Source organism: Streptomyces sp. MMCC 100 (assembly GCF_041538145.2).
Classification (GTDB): Bacteria; Actinomycetota; Actinomycetes; order Streptomycetales; family Streptomycetaceae; genus Streptomyces.
Genome location: NZ_JBGORK020000001.1, coordinates 4,239,756 through 4,258,476, shown reverse-complemented (window position 1 = coordinate 4,258,476; position 18,721 = coordinate 4,239,756). Strand labels below are relative to the sequence as shown.

At 71.3% G+C, this 18,721-nt stretch carries 17 protein-coding genes and 1 pseudogene; 6 read left to right on the top strand and 12 right to left on the bottom strand.

The window, feature by feature from the left end; translation table 11 throughout:
- Positions 1 to 73: 73 nt before the first annotated feature.
- Together ABS735_RS19840 and ABS735_RS19835 are read right to left on the bottom strand one after the other, a co-directional pair.
- Positions 74 to 658, bottom strand: coding sequence for an MSMEG_1061 family FMN-dependent PPOX-type flavoprotein (locus tag ABS735_RS19840; RefSeq protein ID WP_373903073.1), 585 nt, complete (start codon positions 656 to 658; stop codon positions 74 to 76).
- Positions 659 to 772: 114 nt separating this feature from the next.
- Positions 773 to 1,954: a spore photoproduct lyase family protein gene (locus ABS735_RS19835; protein ID WP_373903074.1), complete on the bottom strand. Its 1,182-nt coding sequence runs from the start codon at positions 1,952 to 1,954 to the stop codon at positions 773 to 775.
- 157 nt (positions 1,955 to 2,111) lie between these two features.
- Here ABS735_RS19835 and ABS735_RS19830 point away from each other — a divergent pair, with 157 nt between their 5' ends.
- The gene (locus ABS735_RS19830; protein WP_373903075.1) at positions 2,112 to 2,297 is read left to right on the top strand and encodes a hypothetical protein; all 186 of its coding nucleotides are present in this window, start codon (positions 2,112 to 2,114) and stop codon (positions 2,295 to 2,297) included.
- Between the two features lie 33 nt (positions 2,298 to 2,330).
- Here ABS735_RS19830 and ABS735_RS19825 read toward each other — a convergent pair whose 3' ends face one another.
- The 6 genes from ABS735_RS19825 to ABS735_RS19800 form a co-directional block, all read right to left on the bottom strand.
- Positions 2,331 to 3,122, bottom strand: a complete 792-nt coding sequence (locus ABS735_RS19825) for an SAM-dependent methyltransferase (RefSeq protein ID WP_373903076.1) — start codon at positions 3,120 to 3,122, stop codon at positions 2,331 to 2,333.
- 113 nt (positions 3,123 to 3,235) lie between these two features.
- The gene (locus ABS735_RS19820) at positions 3,236 to 3,475 is read right to left on the bottom strand and encodes a hypothetical protein (RefSeq protein WP_373903077.1); all 240 of its coding nucleotides are present in this window, start codon (positions 3,473 to 3,475) and stop codon (positions 3,236 to 3,238) included.
- 117 nt (positions 3,476 to 3,592) lie between these two features.
- Complete coding sequence (locus ABS735_RS19815; RefSeq protein ID WP_373903078.1) at positions 3,593 to 5,638, bottom strand: beta-galactosidase; 2,046 nt, start codon at positions 5,636 to 5,638, stop codon at positions 3,593 to 3,595.
- 27 nt (positions 5,639 to 5,665) lie between these two features.
- Positions 5,666 to 7,021 carry an ABC transporter substrate-binding protein gene (locus ABS735_RS19810; RefSeq protein ID WP_373903079.1) on the bottom strand — a complete coding sequence of 452 codons (1,356 nt, stop codon included), beginning with the start codon at positions 7,019 to 7,021 and terminating at the stop codon, positions 5,666 to 5,668.
- 79 nt (positions 7,022 to 7,100) lie between these two features.
- Positions 7,101 to 8,051 (bottom strand): carbohydrate ABC transporter permease, encoded by a 951-nt coding sequence (locus tag ABS735_RS19805; RefSeq protein WP_373903080.1) that lies wholly within the window; start codon positions 8,049 to 8,051, stop codon positions 7,101 to 7,103.
- 7 nt (positions 8,052 to 8,058) lie between these two features.
- Positions 8,059 to 8,985 carry a carbohydrate ABC transporter permease gene (locus tag ABS735_RS19800; protein WP_373903081.1) on the bottom strand — a complete coding sequence of 309 codons (927 nt, stop codon included), beginning with the start codon at positions 8,983 to 8,985 and terminating at the stop codon, positions 8,059 to 8,061.
- A 194-nt stretch (positions 8,986 to 9,179) separates the two neighbouring features.
- On the opposite strand from ABS735_RS19800, the gene ABS735_RS19795 reads away from it, so the two are divergent.
- From ABS735_RS19795 to ABS735_RS19785, 3 genes are all read left to right on the top strand, one after another.
- Positions 9,180 to 10,289 carry a LacI family DNA-binding transcriptional regulator gene (locus ABS735_RS19795; protein WP_373903082.1) on the top strand — a complete coding sequence of 370 codons (1,110 nt, stop codon included), beginning with the start codon at positions 9,180 to 9,182 and terminating at the stop codon, positions 10,287 to 10,289.
- A gap of 61 nt (positions 10,290 to 10,350) precedes the next feature.
- Positions 10,351 to 12,153: a thiamine pyrophosphate-requiring protein gene (locus ABS735_RS19790; RefSeq protein ID WP_373903083.1), complete on the top strand. Its 1,803-nt coding sequence runs from the start codon at positions 10,351 to 10,353 to the stop codon at positions 12,151 to 12,153.
- Positions 12,150 to 13,181 carry an SDR family oxidoreductase gene (locus tag ABS735_RS19785; RefSeq protein WP_373903084.1) on the top strand — a complete coding sequence of 344 codons (1,032 nt, stop codon included), beginning with the start codon at positions 12,150 to 12,152 and terminating at the stop codon, positions 13,179 to 13,181. Before ABS735_RS19790 ends, ABS735_RS19785 begins: the two co-directional genes overlap by 4 nt.
- Positions 13,182 to 13,236: 55 nt before the next feature.
- Here ABS735_RS19785 and ABS735_RS19780 read toward each other — a convergent pair whose 3' ends face one another.
- The 4 genes and pseudogenes from ABS735_RS19780 to ABS735_RS19765 all read right to left on the bottom strand — a co-directional run bounded on the left by ABS735_RS19780 (position 13,237) and on the right by ABS735_RS19765 (position 16,403).
- A complete protein-coding gene (locus ABS735_RS19780) occupies positions 13,237 to 14,040 on the bottom strand; it encodes a ribonuclease BN (protein ID WP_373903085.1) in 804 nt (267 codons plus the stop codon).
- 181 nt (positions 14,041 to 14,221) lie between these two features.
- Positions 14,222 to 14,626, bottom strand: a complete 405-nt coding sequence (locus ABS735_RS19775) for a hypothetical protein (RefSeq protein WP_373903086.1) — start codon at positions 14,624 to 14,626, stop codon at positions 14,222 to 14,224.
- Positions 14,627 to 14,724: 98 nt separating this feature from the next.
- Positions 14,725 to 15,531, bottom strand: a pseudogene (locus ABS735_RS19770) (cytochrome P450); the annotation flags it as partial.
- A 179-nt stretch (positions 15,532 to 15,710) separates the two neighbouring features.
- A complete protein-coding gene (locus ABS735_RS19765; RefSeq protein WP_373903087.1) occupies positions 15,711 to 16,403 on the bottom strand; it encodes a GAF and ANTAR domain-containing protein in 693 nt (230 codons plus the stop codon).
- A gap of 112 nt (positions 16,404 to 16,515) precedes the next feature.
- Between ABS735_RS19765 and ABS735_RS19760 the strand changes: the two genes are divergently transcribed.
- Together ABS735_RS19760 and ABS735_RS19755 are read left to right on the top strand one after the other, a co-directional pair.
- Positions 16,516 to 16,998, top strand: coding sequence for a MarR family winged helix-turn-helix transcriptional regulator (locus tag ABS735_RS19760; RefSeq protein WP_373903088.1), 483 nt, complete (start codon positions 16,516 to 16,518; stop codon positions 16,996 to 16,998).
- Entirely contained in the window at positions 16,995 to 18,716 is a 1,722-nt protein-coding gene (locus ABS735_RS19755) for an MFS transporter (RefSeq protein ID WP_373903089.1), read from the top strand. Before ABS735_RS19760 ends, ABS735_RS19755 begins: the two co-directional genes overlap by 4 nt.
- The last annotated feature ends 5 nt before the right edge of the window (positions 18,717 to 18,721 follow it).

Here is an 18,721-nt window from a genome sequence, read left to right as displayed (position 1 = left end):
GCTGGTAGAGGCGGGGCTCACACGGCCCCCGCGGCAACCGCCCCTCCCTTCGCTTCCCGGCGAGGCGGAGGACTCAACTCGCCTGCCAGGACTGGCGTTTCCACAGACCCGCCCGGTTCAGGGACATCGGGCAGTGGAGGTAGATCTCGTCGATCTCCAGGAGCAGTGCGAGGTCCGGGCGCCGTCCGTCCCGCGCCATCGCGTCGAAGAAGGGCGCGTCGGTGAGGATGCGTGCCCGGCCGTTGATCCGGAGCACCTCCTTGCCGCCGGGGATCAGGTAGAGCAGGCCGGCGTGCGGATTGTCGAGGATGTTGTGGAAGCTGTCCCCGCGCCGGTTGCCCGCCCGGTCCGGCAGGGCGAGGGTGCGGGAGTCGAGGACGTGGGTGAAGCCGGGGGTGTCGCCGCGGGGTGACACGTCGCAGTTGCCGCCCGCGTCCGAGGTCGCCAGGAGGCAGAAGGGGGAGCGGGCCAGTATGCCCAGGTCGTCGTCCGATAGGCGGTCGTGCACCTTGTCGATGACGATGGGCCAGGGCTCGCCCAGCAGCTCGCGAAGCTGCGCGCGAGAGCCGAGCTCTACCCAGCCCTCTTCGGTGGCGGTGGCGGTGGCGGTGGCGGCGGCGTTGGGCCGGTCTCCGGTCGTGTCGATCGTGTGCGGCAAGGCCGGCTCCCGAGTGTGCTTGCGGAACAGCCGGAAGGGTTGCTTCCGGTGGTTGTGGCACACGAAACATTATCTGATCTTAGGTCTGCCTTACTTGGCGTCCGTGGTTCGCCCTCAGAAGGCGTAACGGATCCGCAGCCAGGGTGCGTGGGCGGCGACCAGCGCACGGAGCCGGGCGACCGCATCGGCCTTGACACCCACGCGGTAGCGCACGTTCAGCGCGCCGTTCTCGGAGCGCTTGGCCTGCTGGATCTCCGGCCGCCACAGCATCTCCTCGGCGCGCGGATGCCAGCCCAGGTTGACCTCGTGCAGGTCCCGGTTGTGCGTCAGCATGATCACCTCGGCGGCGGCCTGCCGCTTGACCCGGTCCGGCAGCACGTCGTCGAGATGCCGCAGCAACTCCGCCCAGGCCTCCTCCCAGCCCGGCCGCACCACCACGGGGGAGAGGTTGAAGTGCACCTCGTAGCCGGCGTCCAGGAAGTCGCCGGCCGCGGCGATCCGTTCGGCGACCGGGGAGGTGCGTACGTCCAGCAGTCGTGAGTCGTCCGGCGGCATCAGGGAGAAGCGGATGCGGGTCCGGCCGCGCGGGTCCAGGGCCAGCAGGTCGGGGTTGACGAACTTGGTCGCGAAGGAGGCCTTGGCCGTCGGCCACTGCCGGAAGGCGTGCACCAGGTCCGCGGTGTTGTCACAGATCAGGGCGTCCACCGAGCAGTCGCCGTTCTCACCGATGTCGTAGACCCAGGCCTCGGCATCGCACTGGTTCGGTTCGGGCTTGGGCCCCAGCCGGGCGATGTGCCGGCCGAGGTGGGCGATGATCCGGTCGATGTTGGCGAAGACCGTGACGGGATTGGCGTAGCCCTTGCGGCGCGGCACGTAGCAGTAGGCGCAGGCCATCGCGCAGCCGTTGGAGCCGCCCGGCGCGATCCAGTCCGCGGAGCGGCCGTTGGGGCGGGTGGTCAGCGACTTGCGCTCGCCCAGGACGAGCGTCTCGCCCTTGACCCGCACCCAGCGCTCGACGTTGCCCTCGTTGCCGTGCAGGCCGGGGATGCCCCAGTGGGAGTCCACCTCGACCACGCGGGCGTCGGGGAACCTGGCGAGGACCTGCCGGCCGCGCGGGGAGGCGGCCGCCGCCGGCTCGGCGTGGATCTCCCGTACCGGCAGCAGCCGACGGGCGACGGAGGAGTCCCGGAAGAGCGGCCCGGCGGCAGGTGCGGCGGCCGGCGGGCCGGGCGCCAGGGCGTCGAGGCCGAACAGGGCGTCGGAGCCGTCGTCCGGTGCGGTGGAGGGGTCGTGCATGAGGGCTCCGGGACGAGGAGGCGGGAGAGACCGGGCGGCTCCGCCACGGTCCGGTCCCTCCACTGTACGAAGCGCACGGCGCCTTCCGCCGTGTCACGCACCCCTCAGGGGGCATACGCGTGACACGGCGCCGGCCCGGTGCCGCCGATCCGAAGGGATGTACACGGTGCTCGCCATCGTCGCGGCGGTTCTGTTCCTCCTCGCCTGGCTGATCAACGCGGCGGAGGTGTCGACCAACGACATCTTCACCTCCACCAACGTCATGCTCATCGGGCTCGCCCTGCTGGCACTGCATGTCGCCGGCATCGGCAGCGGCTGGGCGACGCGCGGGCGCCGCCGCTGAGCCCACCCACTGCCCGGCCTCCCCGCCACCCGGTCAGGGAACGCGCGCCACGCCCGCGTAGATACCGCTCTCCTCCGGCGCGGGCGGCTCCAGGCCCTCGCCGGACCACTCCGTGGCCGTGACCAGGCCGGGAGGCACCAGGTCCAGGCCGTCGAAGAAGCGGGCGACCTCCGCCCGGGTGCGGAAGCCGAGACGGATGCCGCCCTTGGCGTACTGGGCGATCACCTGCTCCGCCAGCTCGGGGAAGAGGTCGATCGCGGCGTGCGAGAGGACCAGGTGGCTGCCGGACGGAAGGGTCTCCACCAGCCCCCGGACGATTCCGTGGGCGTCCTGGTCGTCCGGGACGAAGTGCATCAGGGCGATCAGCGACAGCGCGATCGGCCGGTCGAAGTCCAGGATCCCGCGGGCGTGCCGCACGATCTCGTCCGGCTCCCGGACATCGGCCTGGATGTAGTCCGTGGCCCCCTCGGGACTGCTGACCAGCAGTGCCTCCGCGTGCCGCAGCACGATCGGGTCGTTGTCGGCGTAGACGACCCTGGCCTTGGGCACCGTCCGCTGGACGATCTGGTGCAGGTTGGGCTCCGTCGGGATGCCCGTGCCGATGTCCAGGAACTGGTCGATGCCCTGCGCGGCGAGGTGCGCCGCCGCGCGGTTCATGAACGCGCGGTTCTGCCGCGCCGCGTCCCGCGCCTCGGGCGGCAGGGTCTCGCCCACCGCCTCGTCGACCGGGTAGTTGTCCTTGCCGCCCAGCAGCCAGTCGTAGACCCGCGCCGGGTGGGCCCGGCCGGTGTCGATGTGGGGAGGCTGGGAATGGTCCGTCGTCATGGCAGGCTCCGTGGTCCGGGAGGTGACGCTCCGCCGCAGTTTTCGATCATCGTACTGTGGTGTCGTCCCGCCATGTACCGGTCGGCCGGAGCGAGTTGCCGGTCACCTCGGGATCACCCGGCGTCCGGACCCAGGGTGCGCGGCGGACGGCAGGTCCACTCGCGGTCGGCGTCGGTGATCTCGCGCGGCACCCGGGCCGGGGTCCCGGCGACGACCGTCATCGGCGGCACGTCGGCCGGCTCCTTGCCGCGCAGCCGCTCTTCCGCCAGGGCCTCCAGGCCCGGCGCGCCGTCCGAGTAGAGCTCCCGGGCCGTCCTGCGGCGGGTCTCGTGCTCACGGGGGCCGGTGGTCATGAGGTGCTCCCCTCTGGAGGCGTGGTCGCCCGTGGTGGCCCCTCCCGTCCGGATCCGGGCAGGAGGGGACAACCCCGGAGCGGATGCGTGCCGCTCCGGGGAGTCGCGGTCGCGGGGTCAGCCGGCGGGCGTGCGCAGGACGGCGACCTCTCGGCCCGCCAGGACGACGGCGCCCTCGTCACCGGTGGTGCCCACCAGGACCTCCCCGGTGAGCCCGGGCACGGTCACGGTCTCGTCGGTCCGGTTGACCAGGAACAGGAACCGGCCGCCGGGGCCGCGGCGCACGGTGGCCTCGACCCGTCCCCGCGCCTCGGTGGGCAGTTCGCTCGTCACCCCGGCCGGCTCCAAGAGCCTCGGCAGCAGCGCGGCGAGCCCGTCGGCACCGAGCCGGGTGGAGACGTAGGCGGCCGAACCGCTGCCGGCGCCGCGCCGGGTGACCGCGGGGCGGCCCGCGTGCGTACCGGTGCGGTAGCGGACCAGGACCTCGGTCTCGGGGGCGGTGACGGTGACGTGGTCGGTCCACAGGCCGCCGGTGCTGTCGTCGTCCAGCTCCACGCTCTGCCCGGCGGGCAGCGGGCCGAACTCCTCGACGCGGATGCCGAGCAGGTCCCGCAGGGCGCCCGGGTAGCCGCCGAGCCACACGTGGTCGTTCTCGTCGACGATGCCGGAGAAGTACGTGGTGACCAGGTGCCCGCCCTGCTCGGTGTAGCGCGTGAGGTCCTTGGCCAGCTCGGCCGGGACGAGGTGCAGCACCGGCGCGATCAGGACCCGGTGGCGGCTCAGGTCGGCGCCGGTGGTGACTACGTCGGCGCGGACGCCGAGGGAGAGCAGCGCCGAGTACCAGTCGAGTGCCTCCTGGTGGTAGTCGAGCAGCGAGGTGGGGTGCGAGTCCTGCTCGCTCGCCCACCGCGACTCCCAGTCGAAGAGGATGCCGACCTCGGCGGGCTCCCGCTCGCTCCCGGCGACCGGCGCGAGCGTCTTCAGCGTGTCGCCGAGCGCGGTGACCGAGCGGAACAGGTCGCTGTCCGCGCCGGCGTGCGGGACCATCGCCGAGTGGTACTTCTCGGCGCCGGCCGCCGACTGGCGCCACTGGAAGAAGCAGACCGCGTCGGCGCCGTGCGCCACGTGCGTCAGCGAGTCCCGGGCCATCTCCCCGGGCCGCTTGGGCAGGTTGACGGGCTGCCAGTTCACGGCACCGGTGGAGTGCTCCATCAGGAACCAGGGGCGGCCGCCCGCGATGCCGCTGGTGAGGTTCGCCGAGAACGACAGCTCGTCACGGGCCTGGGGATGCGGGACGACGTAGTGGTCGTTGGCGACGAAGTCGACCTCGCCCGCCCAGTCCGCGTAGTTCATGCCCTTGGTGCCGGGCATCACCATGAAGTTGGTGGTGACGGGGACGTCGGGGGTCAGCTCCCGCAGGAGGTCCCGCTCCGCGCGCAGGTGGTCCTTGAGCGCGTCCGAGGAGAACCGTTTGAAGTCCAGTTGCTGGGTCGGGTTCGGGTGCGAGGCCGCGAGCCGGGGCGGCAGGATCTCCTCCCAGTCGCCGTAGCGCTGCGACCAGAACGCCGTGCCCCAGGCGTGGTTGAGGGCGTCCGTCGTGCCGTACCGCGCGCGCAGCCAGACCCGGAAGGCACGGGCCGCGTCATCGGAGTAGTCGTAGACGTTGTGGCAGCCCAGCTCGTTGTTGACGTGCCAGGCGACCAGGGCCGGATGATCGGCGTAGCGGGTCGCCAGCTCCCGGACCAGACGCAGGGCGTGCTCGCGGAAGACGGGCGAGGTCGGGCGCCAGTGCTGACGCGCTCCAGGCCACAGCGTCTCGCCCCGTTCGGTGACCGGGAGGATCTCGGGGTGCGCGGTGGTCAGCCAGGGCGGCGGGGAGGCGGTGGCGGTCGCCAGGTCGACGCCGACGCCGTGCTCGTGCAGCAGGTCCATCACCTCGTCGAGCCAGGCGAAGTCCCAGGCGTCGGGCCCCGGTTGGATACGGGCCCAGGAGAAGATGCCGAGCGACACGATGGTGACGCCGGCCTCGCGCATCAGGCGTACGTCCTCCTGCCACACCTCCCGGGGCCACTGCTCGGGGTTGTAGTCGGCGCCGTAGGCGAGACGGGGGGCGGGCGCACCGTCCGCCCCGCGGTGCGGGCGGGAGTGGAGGGTGGAGATCATGGCGGTCCTTCCGGTGGGGGGCGTGCGCTACTTCTCGACGGTGAAGCCCTGCTCCTCGCCGTACTTGACCGAGGCCTCCTGCCAGGACTCGAGGCCCTCGGTCAGCGTGGTGCCGGAGACGTACGCCTTGCCGACGGTGTCGTTGAAGACCGAGTTCGCGTACACCTGGTAGGGCAGGTACGACCAGTCGTCGGGGACGTTCGCGGCCGACTCGGCGAAGATCTTGTTGGCCTTCTGGCCGCCGAAGTACGGGAACGCGGTGTCCTGGAACTTCGTGGACTGCAGATCCGCGGTGGTCGCCGGGAATGCGCCGTTCTTCAGGCGGGTCTGCACGCCGTCGCCGGCGTTGGCGTACTCGACGAAGGCGTATGCCAGCGCCTCGTTCCCACCCAGCTCCGGGAGCGCGAGCGCGCTGCCGCCGTTCTCGGCGCTGACCTCGCCGCCGGCGGTCCACTGGGGCAGCGGGGCGACGCGCCAGTCACCGGAGGCGGTCTTCGCGCCGGACTCGAGGTTGGCGGGCATCCAGGCGCCGGTCGCCAGCGTCGCGATGCTGCCGTCGCCGAGGCCCTTGTACCACTCGTCGGTCCAGGCGGGGACGGAGGCGAGCAGCTTCTCGTCGATGAGCTGCTGCCAGGTGTCGGTGAACGTCTTGGCGCCCTGGTCGGAGAAGTCGATCTTCACCTTGGTGCCGTTCACCGTGTAGGGACGCGAACCGGCCTGCCAGAGCATGCTGGTGGCGAACCCGGCGTCGCCGTTGTCGGCGGTGATGTACGCCTTCGGGTCGGCCTTGTGCAGGTCGCGTGCGGCGTCCAGGTACTCGGCCCACGTGGTGGGCACCTTGATGTCGTACTTGTCGAAGACCTTCTTGTTGTAGAACAGCGCCATCGGGCCGGAGTCCATCGGCAGCGCGTACACGCCGTCCGAACCGGCCTTCACCCCGTTCCACGGACCGGGGGAGAACTTGGCGGAGAGCTTGTCGGCACCGAAGGACTTGAGGTCGGTGAGCTGCTCGGTCAGGGCGTACTGGCCCATCGCGTAGTACTCGATCTGGGCGACGTCCGGGACGCCCTTCTTCGCCGAGATGGCGTTCTGCAGCGCCGTGTACTGGTCCTTGTTGGTACCGGCGTTGACCAGGTCGACCTCGACGCCCGGGTGTTCCTTCTCGAAGTCGGCGGCCACCTGCTTGAGCGTGGGCTCCCACGCCCAGACCGTGATGGTGCCGCCCTCCTTCAGGGCCGCCTGTATGTCCGCCTCGGAGACCGCCTTCCGGCTCGACCCCCCGTCGTCGGAGTCGCCGCAGGCGGTCGCCCCCAGGGCGAGGGCGCAGACGAGGACCGTGCCGCGCAGGAGGCGGCGCGAGTGCTTGGTCAGGTGTGTGGGCATGGGTGTGCTTCCACTTCTTCGTGGCCGGAACCGGCACCGTTGAGGGTTGGCGAGGCTGTTGGTGTGTGGGGGAGTGGCGCTACTCCTTGACGCTCCCGGCGGCGAGACCGGACTGCCAGTACTTCTGGAGCAGCAGGAACGCGGCGATCAGCGGCAGGATGGTGATGAGCGACCCGGTGACGACGAGGTTGAAGACGGCCTCGCCGCCCGCGGTCGCGGCCTGCTGGTTCCAGCTGTTGAGCCCCAGGGTCAGGGGGTACCAGTCGGGGTCCTTGAGCATGACCAGCGGCAGGAAGTAGTTGTTCCAGGTGGCGACCATGGTGAACAGCAGGACGGTGACGATGCCGGGCGCCAGCAGCGGCAGGGCGACCCGGAAGAAAGTGCGCACCTCGCCCGCCCCGTCGATGCGGGCGGCCTCCATCAGCTCGGTCGGGACGGCCTCGGTGGCGAACACCCACATCAGATAGAGACCGAACGGCGATATCAGGGACGGGATGATCACCGCCCAGGGGGTGTTGGTGAGCCCCATCTTGCTGAACATCAGGAAGGTCGGCACCGCCAGTGCCGTACCCGGCACGGCGACCGCGCCGATGACGACGGCGAAGACGGCCCGCCGGCCGGGGAAGTCGAACTTGGCGAGCGCGTAGCCGCCGAGCACCGCGAGGAAGGTGGCGCCGCCCGCGCCCAGTCCCACGTACAGCAGGGTGTTGAGCAGCCAGCGGGTGAAGACGCCGCCGTCGTAGGTGAACGTCTCGCCGATGTTGTCCCACAGCGCGAAGTCGCCGTCGAACCAGAGACCGGGGGAACGGGACAGCCCCTCCTGCGTCTTGGTGGCGCTGACGGCCAGCCAGACGAGCGGTACCAGGCTGTACAGCAGCACGAGTGCGGTGAGCACGGTCAGCAGCACGCTGCGCCGGGGCCGGTCGGCGGAGTGCCGGCGCCGGGGCGTACGCAGCCCGGGGACGGAGCCCGAGGTGCCGGACGGCGTGGGCGTGGAACGGTCCGGGGCGGTGGCGACGGGACTGGTCATCGCTGCCTCACACTCCCTTGCGCATGCCGCGCAGCTGCACGGCGTAGGCGATGACCATGGTGATCAGCCCCATGACGATGGCGACCGTCGCGGAGTAGTTGTGCTGCTGCCCGTTGAAGGACAGCGCGTACGTGTAGTAGTTCGGCGTGTAGTCCGTGGTGATGGCGTTGCGCGCCAGGGGCTGCAGGATGCTGGGCTCGTTGAAGAGCTGGAAGCTGCCGATGATCGAGAAGATCGTGGCGATCACCAGGGCCCCGCGGATGGCCGGGAGTTTGATGGCGGTGATCACGCGGATCTGGCCGGCGCCGTCGATCTGGGCCGCCTCGTACAGCGAGTGCGGGACGACGCGCAGCGCCGCGTAGAAGATCAGCATGTTGTAGCCGACGAACTCCCAGGTCACGATGTTGCCGATGGAGGCCAGCATCAGGTCGGGGGAGAGCGGGTCGGGCAGCGAGACGCCCAGCGCGCTGTTGATGTCACCGACCAGACCGAAGCGGGTGCCGTACATGAAGCCCCACATCAGGGTGGCCACCACGGCGGGCACGGCGTACGGCAGGAAGATGGAGATGCGGAAGAAGTCCCGGCCGTAGAGGCGTCCGCTGTCGAGCGCCAGGGCCACCAGGAGCGCGATGCCGAGCATGACCGGCACCTGTACGGCGAGGAAGAGCGAGACCCGGCCGAGCGAGGCCCAGAACCGGTCGTCCTTCAGCGCCTCGGCGTAGTTGTCGAGGCCGACGAAGGTGGTTCCGCCGATGAGCTGGTCGCGGAAGAGGCTGAGGTGGACCGAGTAGGCGATCGGCGCGAGGAACACCAGGGCGAACACGGCCACGAAGGGGCCGAGGAAGCCCCACCCCGTCCAGGAGCGGCGGTCCCGCCGCACCGGGGGCGGGGCCGGCCGCGGCTCGGCGGCGGCCGGCGGTTGCAGCGTCGTCATGTCGTTCCTCGCTCGTCCACGTCCTGGAACTTCGCCCGCGGTGTTTACGTAAACATCGCGCACCACGAAAAGGCGTCGAGCTGCTATGTTTACGTAAACATCCGATGGCGGCATGTCTACACTGCCCCGATGACGGCGGTCAAGGGTCCTTTCGCACCCGGACCTGGCAGCGACAGAGAGGCGGCTGACGGCGAGTGAGCACGGCTGAGGAAGTCCCGACGAGCGCACCCGCGCGTCCCCGGCGCGGCCGGGAGCGCACGGCGTCCATGGCGGACGTCGCCCGGCTGGCGGGAGTCTCCTCGCAGACCGTCTCCCGCGTCTCCAACGGCTACGCGGGCGTGACCGAGGAGACCCGGCAGCAGGTGCTGGCGGCGATGAAGGAGCTCGGCTACCGGCCCAACAGCGCGGCCCGGGCCCTCAAGCGCGGCGAGTTCCGCACCATCGGCGTCATCACCTTCACGCTGACCACCACGGGCAACGTCCGCACCCTGGAGGCCATCGCGACCTCCGCGGCGAGCGTGGGGTACGCGGTGACGCTGCTGCCGGTCGCCGTCCCCACTCAGGACGAGGTGCGCGGCGCGTTCTCGCGGCTGGAGGAACTGGCCGTCGACGCCGTCATCGTCATCATGGAGGTCCACCTCCTGGACGCGGCGTCCCTCAAACTGCCGCCGCACGTCCAGGTAGTCGTGGTCGACTCCGACGCCGGCGACACCTACACAGTCGTCGACACCGACCAGGCCGGCGGCTCCCGCGCCGCCGTGCGCCACCTGCTCGACCTCGGGCACGACACGGTGTGGCACCTGGGCGGCCCCGAGGGCTCCTTCGCCGCCCAGCGCCGCACCGACGCCTGGCGGCAGACTCTCACCGAGGCCGGGCGCACCCCGCCGCCCCTCGTCCGGGGCGACTGGTCGGCGGAGTCCGGCTACCGGGCGGGCCTCGAACTCGCCGCCCGCGAGGAGTGCACCGCCGTCTTCGCGGCCAACGACCAGATGGCCCTCGGCCTGCTGCGCGCCCTGCACGAACGCGGCCGGCGCGTGCCCGAGGACGTCAGCGTCATCGGCTTCGACGACATCCCCGAGGCCGGTTCCTTCCTGCCCCCGCTGACCACCGTCCACCAGGACTTCGCGGAGGTCGGCCGGTTGTGCGTCCAGGCGGTGCTGCGCAAGATGCGCGCGGCCGGCCCGGAGCGGGGCACGACCCTGGTGCCGACCCGGCTGGTGACCCGGGCGAGCACGGCACCGCCGCCCGCGTGGGCGACGGGCGGGGCCGGGAAGCGGCTGAAGGGTACGGACCGGTCGGTTTAGGGACGGCCGGGAGGGTAACCCCACAAGCCGACCGCTGTCGCCACACGCCCGGGAGAGCTCCATGACCCAAGTCGCCGACTACGTGCTCCAGCGCCTGTCCGAGTGGGGCGTCCAGCGGGTGTACGGCTATCCGGGTGACGGCATCAACGGTCTGCTCGGCGCCTTCGACCGGGCCGACGGGGACCCGGAGTTCATCCAGGCCAGGCACGAGGAGATGGCCGCGTTCATGGCCTGCGGCCATGCCAAGTTCACCGGTGAGGTGGGCTGTTGCGTCGCCACATCGGGGCCTGGCGCCGTGCACCTGCTCAACGGGCTCTACGACGCCAAGCTCGACCACCAGCCCGTGGTGGCGGTGGTGGGGCAGCAGAAGCGGCTGTCGCTGGGCACCCACTACCAGCAGGAGATCGCCCTCGACCAGCTCTTCGCGGACGTGTCCGAGTACTGCCAGATGATCGTGCACCCGGGCCAGGCCCGGCACGTGATCGACCGGGCCTTCAAGACCGCGCTGACCACCCGGGGCGTCGCCACCATCATCATCCCCAACGACATCCAGGAGGAGGAGGCCCAGCCCTCCCCGCCCAGGGAGCACGGCTCCGTCTTCTCCAGCGTGGGCTGGAGTCAGCCGCGGGTCCTGCCCGACCTCGACGAGCTGCGCAAGGCCGCCGACGTCCTCAACGCGGGCGGCAAGGTCGCCATGCTCGTCGGTCAGGGCGCGGCCAACGCCGAGGCCGAGGTGATGGAGGTCGCCGAACTGCTCGGCGCGGGCGTCGCCAAGGCGCTGCTCGGCCGCGAGGTCCTGCCCGACGACCTGCCGTACGTCACCGGACCCATCGGCCTGCTGGGCAGCAAGGCCAGCGACAACATGATCCAGGGCTGCGACACCCTGCTCATGGTCGGCAGCAGCTTCCCGTACTCGGAGTGGCTGCCCGAGGAGGGACAGGCACGCGGCGTCGAGATCGACATCGACGGCCGCATGATCGGCATCCGCTACCCCATGGACGCCCACCTCGTCGGCGACTCCAGGGAGACCCTGCGCGCCCTGATCCCGATGCTCCAGCGCAAGGAGGACCGCGGCTGGCGGGAGAAGATCGAGAAGGACGTCCGGGAGTGGCACGATCTGTGCGACCGCTGGGCGGGGGAGCACTTCGGCAAGACCATCAACCCCCAGGCCGTCGCCGGCGAACTGTCCTCGCGGCTGCCGGACGACGTCATCCTGACGGCCGACTCCGGCTCGGGCACCAACTGGTGGGCGCGCCACCTCCTGCTGCGCGACGGCATGCAGGCCTCGCTCTCCGGCACGCTCGCCACCATGGGCCCGGGGACGCCGTACGCCATCGCCGCCCGGTTCGCCTACCCGGACCGGCCGGTGATCGCCTTCGTCGGGGACGGCGCGTTCCAGATGAACGGCATGAACGAGATGATCACCATCAAGCGGTACATGGACCGCCTGTCCGGGCCCGCGCCGTTCATCTTCTGCGTGTTCAACAACCAGGACCTCAACCAGGTCACCTGGGAGCAGCGCGCCATGGCCGGCGACCCCAAGTACCCGGGCTCGCAGGACATCCCCGACGTGCCCTACGCCGCCTACGCCGAGCTCCTCGGCCTCAAGGGCATCGTCTGCGACGACCCCAAGAAGGTCGGCGCCGCCTGGGACCAGGCGCTCGCCGCCGGCCGGCCCGTCGTCCTGGAGTTCAAGGTGGACGCGGAGATCGCGCCGATCCCGCCGCACATCATGAAGGACCAGGGCAAGAAGGCGATCAAGGCCGCGCTGCACGACCCGGAGCTGACCGGGATCGCGACCAAGGGGGTACGCCAGAAGCTCACCGAGTACGCCGAGCACCTCCCCGGCCGGGGCAGGAAGTGAGCGGCGCCCGACTTCGCGGGCAGGTCGTCGTCGTCACCGGCGCCACCGGCGGCGTCGGCCGTGCCGCAGCCCGGGCCTTCGGCGCCCGGGGGGCCGCCGTGGCCCTGCTCGCACGGGGCGAACACGCGCTGGAGCGGGCGGCCGAGGAGATCCGCGAGGCGGGCGGGCGGGCGCTGCCCCTGGTCGTGGACGTCGCCGACGCGGAGGCCGTGGACGCGGCGGCCGGACGGGTCGAGGAAGAACTCGGCCCCATCGACGTATGGGTGAATGCCGCGTTCTCGACCGTGTTCGCGCCCGTGCCGGAGATCCGGCCCGAAGAGTTGAGGCGGGCCACCGAGGTGACCTACTTCGGCTTCGTCCACGGCACCCAGGCCGCCCTGCGCCGCATGACTCCGCGCGATCGCGGCACCATCGTCCAGGTCGGGTCGGCCCTGGCCGAACGCAGCGTCCCGCTCCAGGCCGTCTACTGCGGGGCCAAGCACGCCATCCAGGGGTTCACCGAGTCACTGCGCTGCGAGCTGCTGCACGACCGCAGCGGGGTGCGGGTCACCATGGTCCAGATGCCCGGGCTCAACACGCCCCAGTTCAGCTGGGTCCTCACCCGGCTGCCCCGCCATCCGCGGCCGGTGGCCCCCGTGTACCAGCCCGAGGTCGCCGCCGAGGCCGTGCTGTACGCGGCCGACCACCCCGAGCGGCGCATGTACTGGGTCGGCGGCTCCACCGTCGCCACTCTGCTGGGCCAGAAGTTCGCCCCCGGGCTCCTGGACCGCTATCTGGCCCGCACCGGCTACGACGGGCAGCAGACCGACCGGCCCGTCGACCCGTCACGGCCGGTCAACCTCTGGAAGCCGCCGGACGACACCGCCCCGGACGACTACGGCGCGCACGGCATCTTCGACGACGAGTCCCATCCGCGCAGCCTCCAGTTCTGGATCTCCCGCCGCCGCAGGCCGCTGGCCCTGGCCACCGCCGTGACCGGGGTGGCCGCGGCGGTAGTGACCGGCGGCCTGCGCCGGCGCGCCGTCTGACCGGCCGGCCGACAGCTCTTCGACGGCCCTGTCGACCGCCCTGACGGCCCTCGGGTCAGTCCGGTCTGCGGTCGATGTTCCGCGCCCACCAGTGGTGCTCGCAGAACCAGTGCCCGACCATCGCGCCGCCGAAGACGACGAACCCGACGCCGATCAGCCAGGACTCCACCACCAGCACGATGCCGACCGCGCCGTAGCTGAACGCGTTGTCGAGGATGAGCGGAGTGAAGAAGAGGTACGAGAAGCCGCGCAGCCCGATCAGTCCCACCATCGTGGCGAGGGCTCCCGGCAGCAGGTCGCGCCAGCGGACCTGCCCGCCCAGCAGGAAGTGCTGGCCCCACCAGAAGAACACAATGCCGCTGGCGGTCGACAGCGCGATCCGCGCCGAACCGTGCAGCGCGGTGCGCGTCTGCACCTCCTGGTAGAGGTAGGCGGTCAGCAGGACCACCCACGTCATCTGGCGCCAGATGCGGTGCCACGGGCCGGAGGGCAGTTCCCAGATGCGCTCGTAACCGTTCTGGACGCTCGCCGCGAAGGACACGCCGAACACGCCGAGCAGGATTCCGCCCCACACGCTCGTCGTGCCGACGACCTTGGTCGGTGGGCTGATGATGTCGGTCAGCACGCGGGCCGACCGCCCGGACAGGCCCATCCCGTCTGCCAGCCACGAGGCGAAGCCCCCCCGTCCCAGCGGATCGGCCGCGGCCACCACGATCAGCAACGGAGCCAGCGTGACCAGGGCGAGCGTGGCGAAGCCCATGGCCCGGTGCATCAACTCCAGGTCCCGGCCGCGCCGGACCAGAGCGGACGCGGCCAACCAGTCCCACACACGGTGGAACGGCCGCCACAACCGGTTCACGGGTGCTCCTCGGGCGTCCTTTCGATGGCTCGCGACGGGGAACTGAGTGACCCGGCCGGAGCCCGGGCAAACGTCGGTGCACCCGGACGGCCCGCCCGGCGGCACCGCCCCCGGGCCGGACGGCGGGCGCGGGGGACGGGCCCGGGAACGCCGGGGCGGGGGAGCGGGCGATGCCCCGGCCTCAGGGATCGGTGCGCTGCTGGGCTTCCCGCATGCGCTCGTTGTGCCAGGCGACGGCGGCGCGGATCTGCGGCTCCTGGAGGCCGGTCCGGCAGCCGAGCTGGTCCATGCTGAGGGCCGGCGGGCCGGAGGTCAGGGCCCGGTTCAGCTTCGCCGCCCACAGCTCCTCGTCCACGAAGGGCCGGTGCGCGTACTCCTCCTTGATCGCGTCGAAGTGGTCGTCCGAGCACGTCGTGATGAGCCGGAGCCCGTCGAAGCACTCGTTGGTGCCGTGCGCCGCGGAGGAGTCCGGCACGTAGCCGCTCACGGACTCGTCCTCGGGGAAGACCCTGGCGCACAGGTCGCACAGTTCCATGGGGACCGGCTTGGCGGTCCGGCGGCCCTTTCTGCCCTTGCGCTTCCACATGGCGACTCCCGGGGGTCGGCGTCCGGAATGCCGGAGTTACCCGCGGGGCGGGAAGCAAACGCGCCGCGGGTGAGGGACCCGGCCGTGGCCGGGTGCGGTCAGGCCGGTCTGACCGGCAGCTCGAACAGGTCGTTCTGCGTGACCACCGGCTTGTTGCGCAGCTCCGCGGCCGGCACCGCCAGGTCCAGGCGCGGGAAGCGGGCGTACAGGGCCGGGAGCGCCACGCCGGCCTCCATCCGCGACAGGGCCGCGCCGGGGCACACGTGCGGGCCGTGGCCGAAGGAGATGTGCCGGTTCTCGGACGTGCGGGTGATGTCGAAGGAGCCCGCCGTCGGACCGTGCGCCCGCTCGTCGCGGCGCAGCGCGCCGTACGACACGATCAGCGCGTCCCCGGCGGGTATCACCCGGTCGCCCACCGGCACGTCCTCGGTCGCGAACCGGATCAGCACGTGCGAGGTGGGCGTCGAGTGGCGCAGCGTCTCCTCGACCACCGCGGACCACTCGGCCTCGCCGGACAGCACCAGCGCCCGCTGCTCGGGGTGGGTGGACAGGTTGACCACGGCGTTGACGATGAGCGAGATCGTCGTCTCGTGCCCGGCGGCCACCATCAGCTGGAGGGTCGAGACGATCTCCGCGTCGGTGAGGTGGTCGCCGTTCTCGGAGGCCTGGATCAGCGCACTCGTCAGGTCGTCACCGGGGTTCGCGCGCTTCGCGGCGACCGTGTCCGCCATGATCGAGGCCAGCTCGGTGAGGGTCGCCACGACCTCCTCGGGTGGGGTCTGCGTCGAGAAGAACTTCTCGAACAGCACCTTCAGGCGCGGCAGCCGCGCCTCCTCGATGCCCATCAGGTCGGCGATGACGTACATCGGCAGCGGGTAGGCGAAGGCCGCCTTGAGGTCGACGACCCATCTCGGGTCCTCGCCAGGCCGCCGGAGCGGCCCTCGTGTCGTCCAACGGGGCGCATGCGAGCAGAGGCTGTCACACGGCACTCAACTGGCGATCACTATACGAGGGTTCATGATCTGAACGAGAGAGACTTGTTCATCTTCTTGCTCGTCCTCCAGGGCGGGCCACCCCGTTCCTCTCAGGGCAGGCCCCCCTGTTCGCAGACCTGTGCCGCCACGGTCCGCAGTTTGACGTTGTTGTCCTGCGAGTACCGGCGCAGGGTCGCGAAGGCCTGGTCCTCGGTGAGGCGGTGCCTGCCCATGAGGATGCCCATGGCCTCTCCGATGGTGTGCCGGGTGCCGATGGCCTCCTGCAACTGGGCGTGCGTACGCGCGCTGGAGAAGGCGACCGCCGCGTGGGAGGCCAGCAGCCAGCCGGCCGTCTCGTCGGCCTCGGTGAACGCACCGGGCCGGTAGGAGTACAGGTTCAGCGCACCGAGGTCCTCGTCCTCGGTGAACAGCAGGAAGCCCATCATGCTGCCGAGGTTCAACTTGCGTGCCTCGGGGACGTACTTGGGCCAGCGTCGGGCCTCGTGCGTGAAATCGGCGATGCGGAACTGCCGCTCTCCCGTGGAGGCGCGGGCGGCGTCGAAGCACGGGCCTTCCCCGACGCGCCCCTGCAGTTCGTCGCTGTCGATGACCACCTGAGCGGTGGGGGCCAGCGACTGCACCTTGTGGTCACGCAGGATGAGGATGCCGGCGGCGTCGCAGTCCTCCACCAGCTCCGTGGCCGAAGCGGTGATCCTTTCCAGGGTGTCGTTGAGCGATTCCTGGGCCAGCAGATCGCGGGCCATCGAGGCCATCTGCTTGGCGAACCCGCGCCAGTCGTCCATGCCGTTTCCTCCCTCGCTCTCTGGAGGAGTGCCCCGGGGGCGGCCGGAGGCAACAGGGGAGGCGGCGCCGATCCACCTTGTTTCATGCTACATCTAAATGCATAATGTGCTTATGGATGCGCCGACGGAGGGGCCTGGACCGAACAGTCCGCCCCGCAACGCCCCGACCCCGGACGACCTGATCATCGCCATGGAGCAGATGATCCGGTACGTGCGGCAGAGCGCCCGGACCGGCGGTCTGAGCACCGCCGCCTCCTCGACGCTGGCCAGGCTGAGCCGCGAGGGCCCGCAGCGGCTGACCGAGCTGGCCAGGGCCGAGGGCGTCTCCCAGCCGAACATGACCCAGCTCGTCACGCGCCTGGAACGCGCCGGACTGGCCCGGCGCACCGCCGACGCGAGCGACGGGCGTGGCGTGCTCGTGGCGGTGACGTCCACCGGCCTCGAGGTCCTGGCCCGGCGGCGCGCCGAACGTGCCGGGGCCCTCCAGCAGCTCATGGAGGACATGACCGGGCCGGAACAGCAGGCCACCACCACCGCGCTCCTGGCCCTGGCCCGGGTCATCCACAACCAAACCTCGGAGGAAGACCGCACATGAGTGCACCAAGTGGAAAGGCCGCCAGTCCCTTCCGGCAGCCCAAGGCCGTCTGGGCCGTCGCCTTCGCCTGTGTCATCTCGTTCATGGGCATCGGCCTGGTCGACCCGATCCTGCCGGCGCTGGCCGACAGCCTCGACGCCACCCCCAGCCAGGTCTCCCTGCTGTTCAGCAGCTATCTGATCGTCACCGCCGTCGCCATGCTCTTCGTCGGCTGGGTCTCCAGCCGCATCGGCGCGAAGCGCACCCTGGTCACGGGCCTCGCCGTCATCGTCGTCTTCGCCGCCCTGGCGGGCGCCACCGGCTCCATCAACGGCATCGTCGGCTTCCGCGCCGGCTGGGGTCTGGGCAACGCCCTGTTCATCGCCACCTCACTCGCGGTCATCGTGGCCTCCGCCAGCGGCGGCTTCAGCGGCGCGATCATCCTCTACGAGACCGCCCTGGGCCTCGGCATCGCCGTCGGCCCCCTGCTCGGCGGCGAACTGGGCGGCATCAGCTGGCGCGGCCCCTTCTTCGGCGTCGCCGCCCTGATGGCCGTCGCCCTGATCGCCACCCTCGCGTTCGTGCCCGACCTGCCCAAGCCGAAACGGGTCACCTCACCACTGGCCCCCCTGAAGGCCCTGCGTCATCGAGGCCTGCTGACCATGGGCATCATGGCCCTGCTGTACAACTGGGGCTTCTTCACCATGCTCGGCTACGCCCCGTACCCGATGGAGCTGGAGGCCCACGAACTCGGCCTGGTCTTCACCGCCTGGGGCCTGCTGGTCGCCGCCTTCAGCGTCTTCTTCGCCCCCCGCCTGCAGGCCCGGTACGGCACCGCACCCGTCCTCTACGCCAACCTGCTCGGCCTCGGCATCGTCATGGCCGTCATAGCCGCCGGCGTCACCGCCCCCACCACCGTGATCGTCGCGGTCATCGTCAGCGGCGCCTTCATCGGCATCAACAACACCCTCACCACCCAGGCCGTCATGCTCGTCTCCCCGGTCGAGCGCCCCGTGGCCTCCTCCGCGTACGGCTTCCTGCGCTTCATCGGCGGCGGCCTGGCCCCCTATGTCGCCGGAAAGCTCGCCGACGCCACCGACCTGAGCGTCCCCTTCTACCTCGGCGCCGCCACCTTCCTCCTCGCCATCCCCGTCCTGGCCAGCGGCCACCGGCTGCTCCGCCGGGCCGAGACGGACACCGGCGAAGGGGAAACCGTCTCCCCGACGCTGACCCCCGTCGGCGCCCCGGCCGCGACCGACGCGCCGCCCGTGGTCGTGGCCGTCGGCACCCACCACGAGGCAGCCGCCGTCGTGGACGCCGCGGCACGTCTCGCCCGCGACACCGGAAGTCCGCTCGAGGTCGTCCACGTACGGCAGACCGCCGTCGTCGAGGAACAGGCCGCCGACACCGAGACCGACGCGGAGGCGCAGGCCGCCGTCACCGCGCACCTCGACCGGCTCGGCGGCCTCGGTGTCGCCGCCACCGGCCAGATCCTCACCGGCATCGGCGACCACGCCGCCGCGGGCCGCGCCCTGGCCCGGCACGCCGCCGAGGTGGGGGCCCGCACGGTCGCGGTCGGCCGCTCCCCGCGCGGTCCGCTGACCCAGTTCGCCGACGGCAGCTTCACCAGCGCCCTCACCCACGCCGCGACCTGCACCGTCGTCCTCGTCGACCCCGACGAGGAGCCGCGCCCGCTGACGGCGCGGTCCCTGACGGAGTTGCGCGCCGAGGCACGCTGAACGCC

Excerpts from the sequence above, each read along its gene's own strand:
- ABS735_RS19835 (WP_373903074.1), bottom strand. The coding sequence starts at position 1,954 with ATGCACGACCCCTCCACCGCACCGGACGACGGCTCCGACGCCCTGTTC.
- ABS735_RS19830 (WP_373903075.1), top strand. The coding sequence starts at position 2,112 with ATGTACACGGTGCTCGCCATCGTCGCGGCGGTTCTGTTCCTCCTCGCC.
- ABS735_RS19825 (WP_373903076.1), bottom strand. The coding sequence starts at position 3,122 with ATGACGACGGACCATTCCCAGCCTCCCCACATCGACACCGGCCGGGCC.
- ABS735_RS19820 (WP_373903077.1), bottom strand. The coding sequence starts at position 3,475 with ATGACCACCGGCCCCCGTGAGCACGAGACCCGCCGCAGGACGGCCCGG.
- ABS735_RS19815 (WP_373903078.1), bottom strand. The coding sequence starts at position 5,638 with ATGATCTCCACCCTCCACTCCCGCCCGCACCGCGGGGCGGACGGTGCG.
- ABS735_RS19810 (WP_373903079.1), bottom strand. The coding sequence starts at position 7,021 with ATGCCCACACACCTGACCAAGCACTCGCGCCGCCTCCTGCGCGGCACG.
- ABS735_RS19805 (WP_373903080.1), bottom strand. The coding sequence starts at position 8,051 with ATGACCAGTCCCGTCGCCACCGCCCCGGACCGTTCCACGCCCACGCCG.
- ABS735_RS19800 (WP_373903081.1), bottom strand. The coding sequence starts at position 8,985 with ATGACGACGCTGCAACCGCCGGCCGCCGCCGAGCCGCGGCCGGCCCCG.
- ABS735_RS19790 (WP_373903083.1), top strand. The coding sequence starts at position 10,351 with ATGACCCAAGTCGCCGACTACGTGCTCCAGCGCCTGTCCGAGTGGGGC.
- ABS735_RS19775 (WP_373903086.1), bottom strand. The coding sequence starts at position 14,626 with ATGTGGAAGCGCAAGGGCAGAAAGGGCCGCCGGACCGCCAAGCCGGTC.
- ABS735_RS19765 (WP_373903087.1), bottom strand. The coding sequence starts at position 16,403 with ATGGACGACTGGCGCGGGTTCGCCAAGCAGATGGCCTCGATGGCCCGC.
- ABS735_RS19760 (WP_373903088.1), top strand. The coding sequence starts at position 16,516 with ATGGATGCGCCGACGGAGGGGCCTGGACCGAACAGTCCGCCCCGCAAC.
- ABS735_RS19755 (WP_373903089.1), top strand. The coding sequence starts at position 16,995 with ATGAGTGCACCAAGTGGAAAGGCCGCCAGTCCCTTCCGGCAGCCCAAG.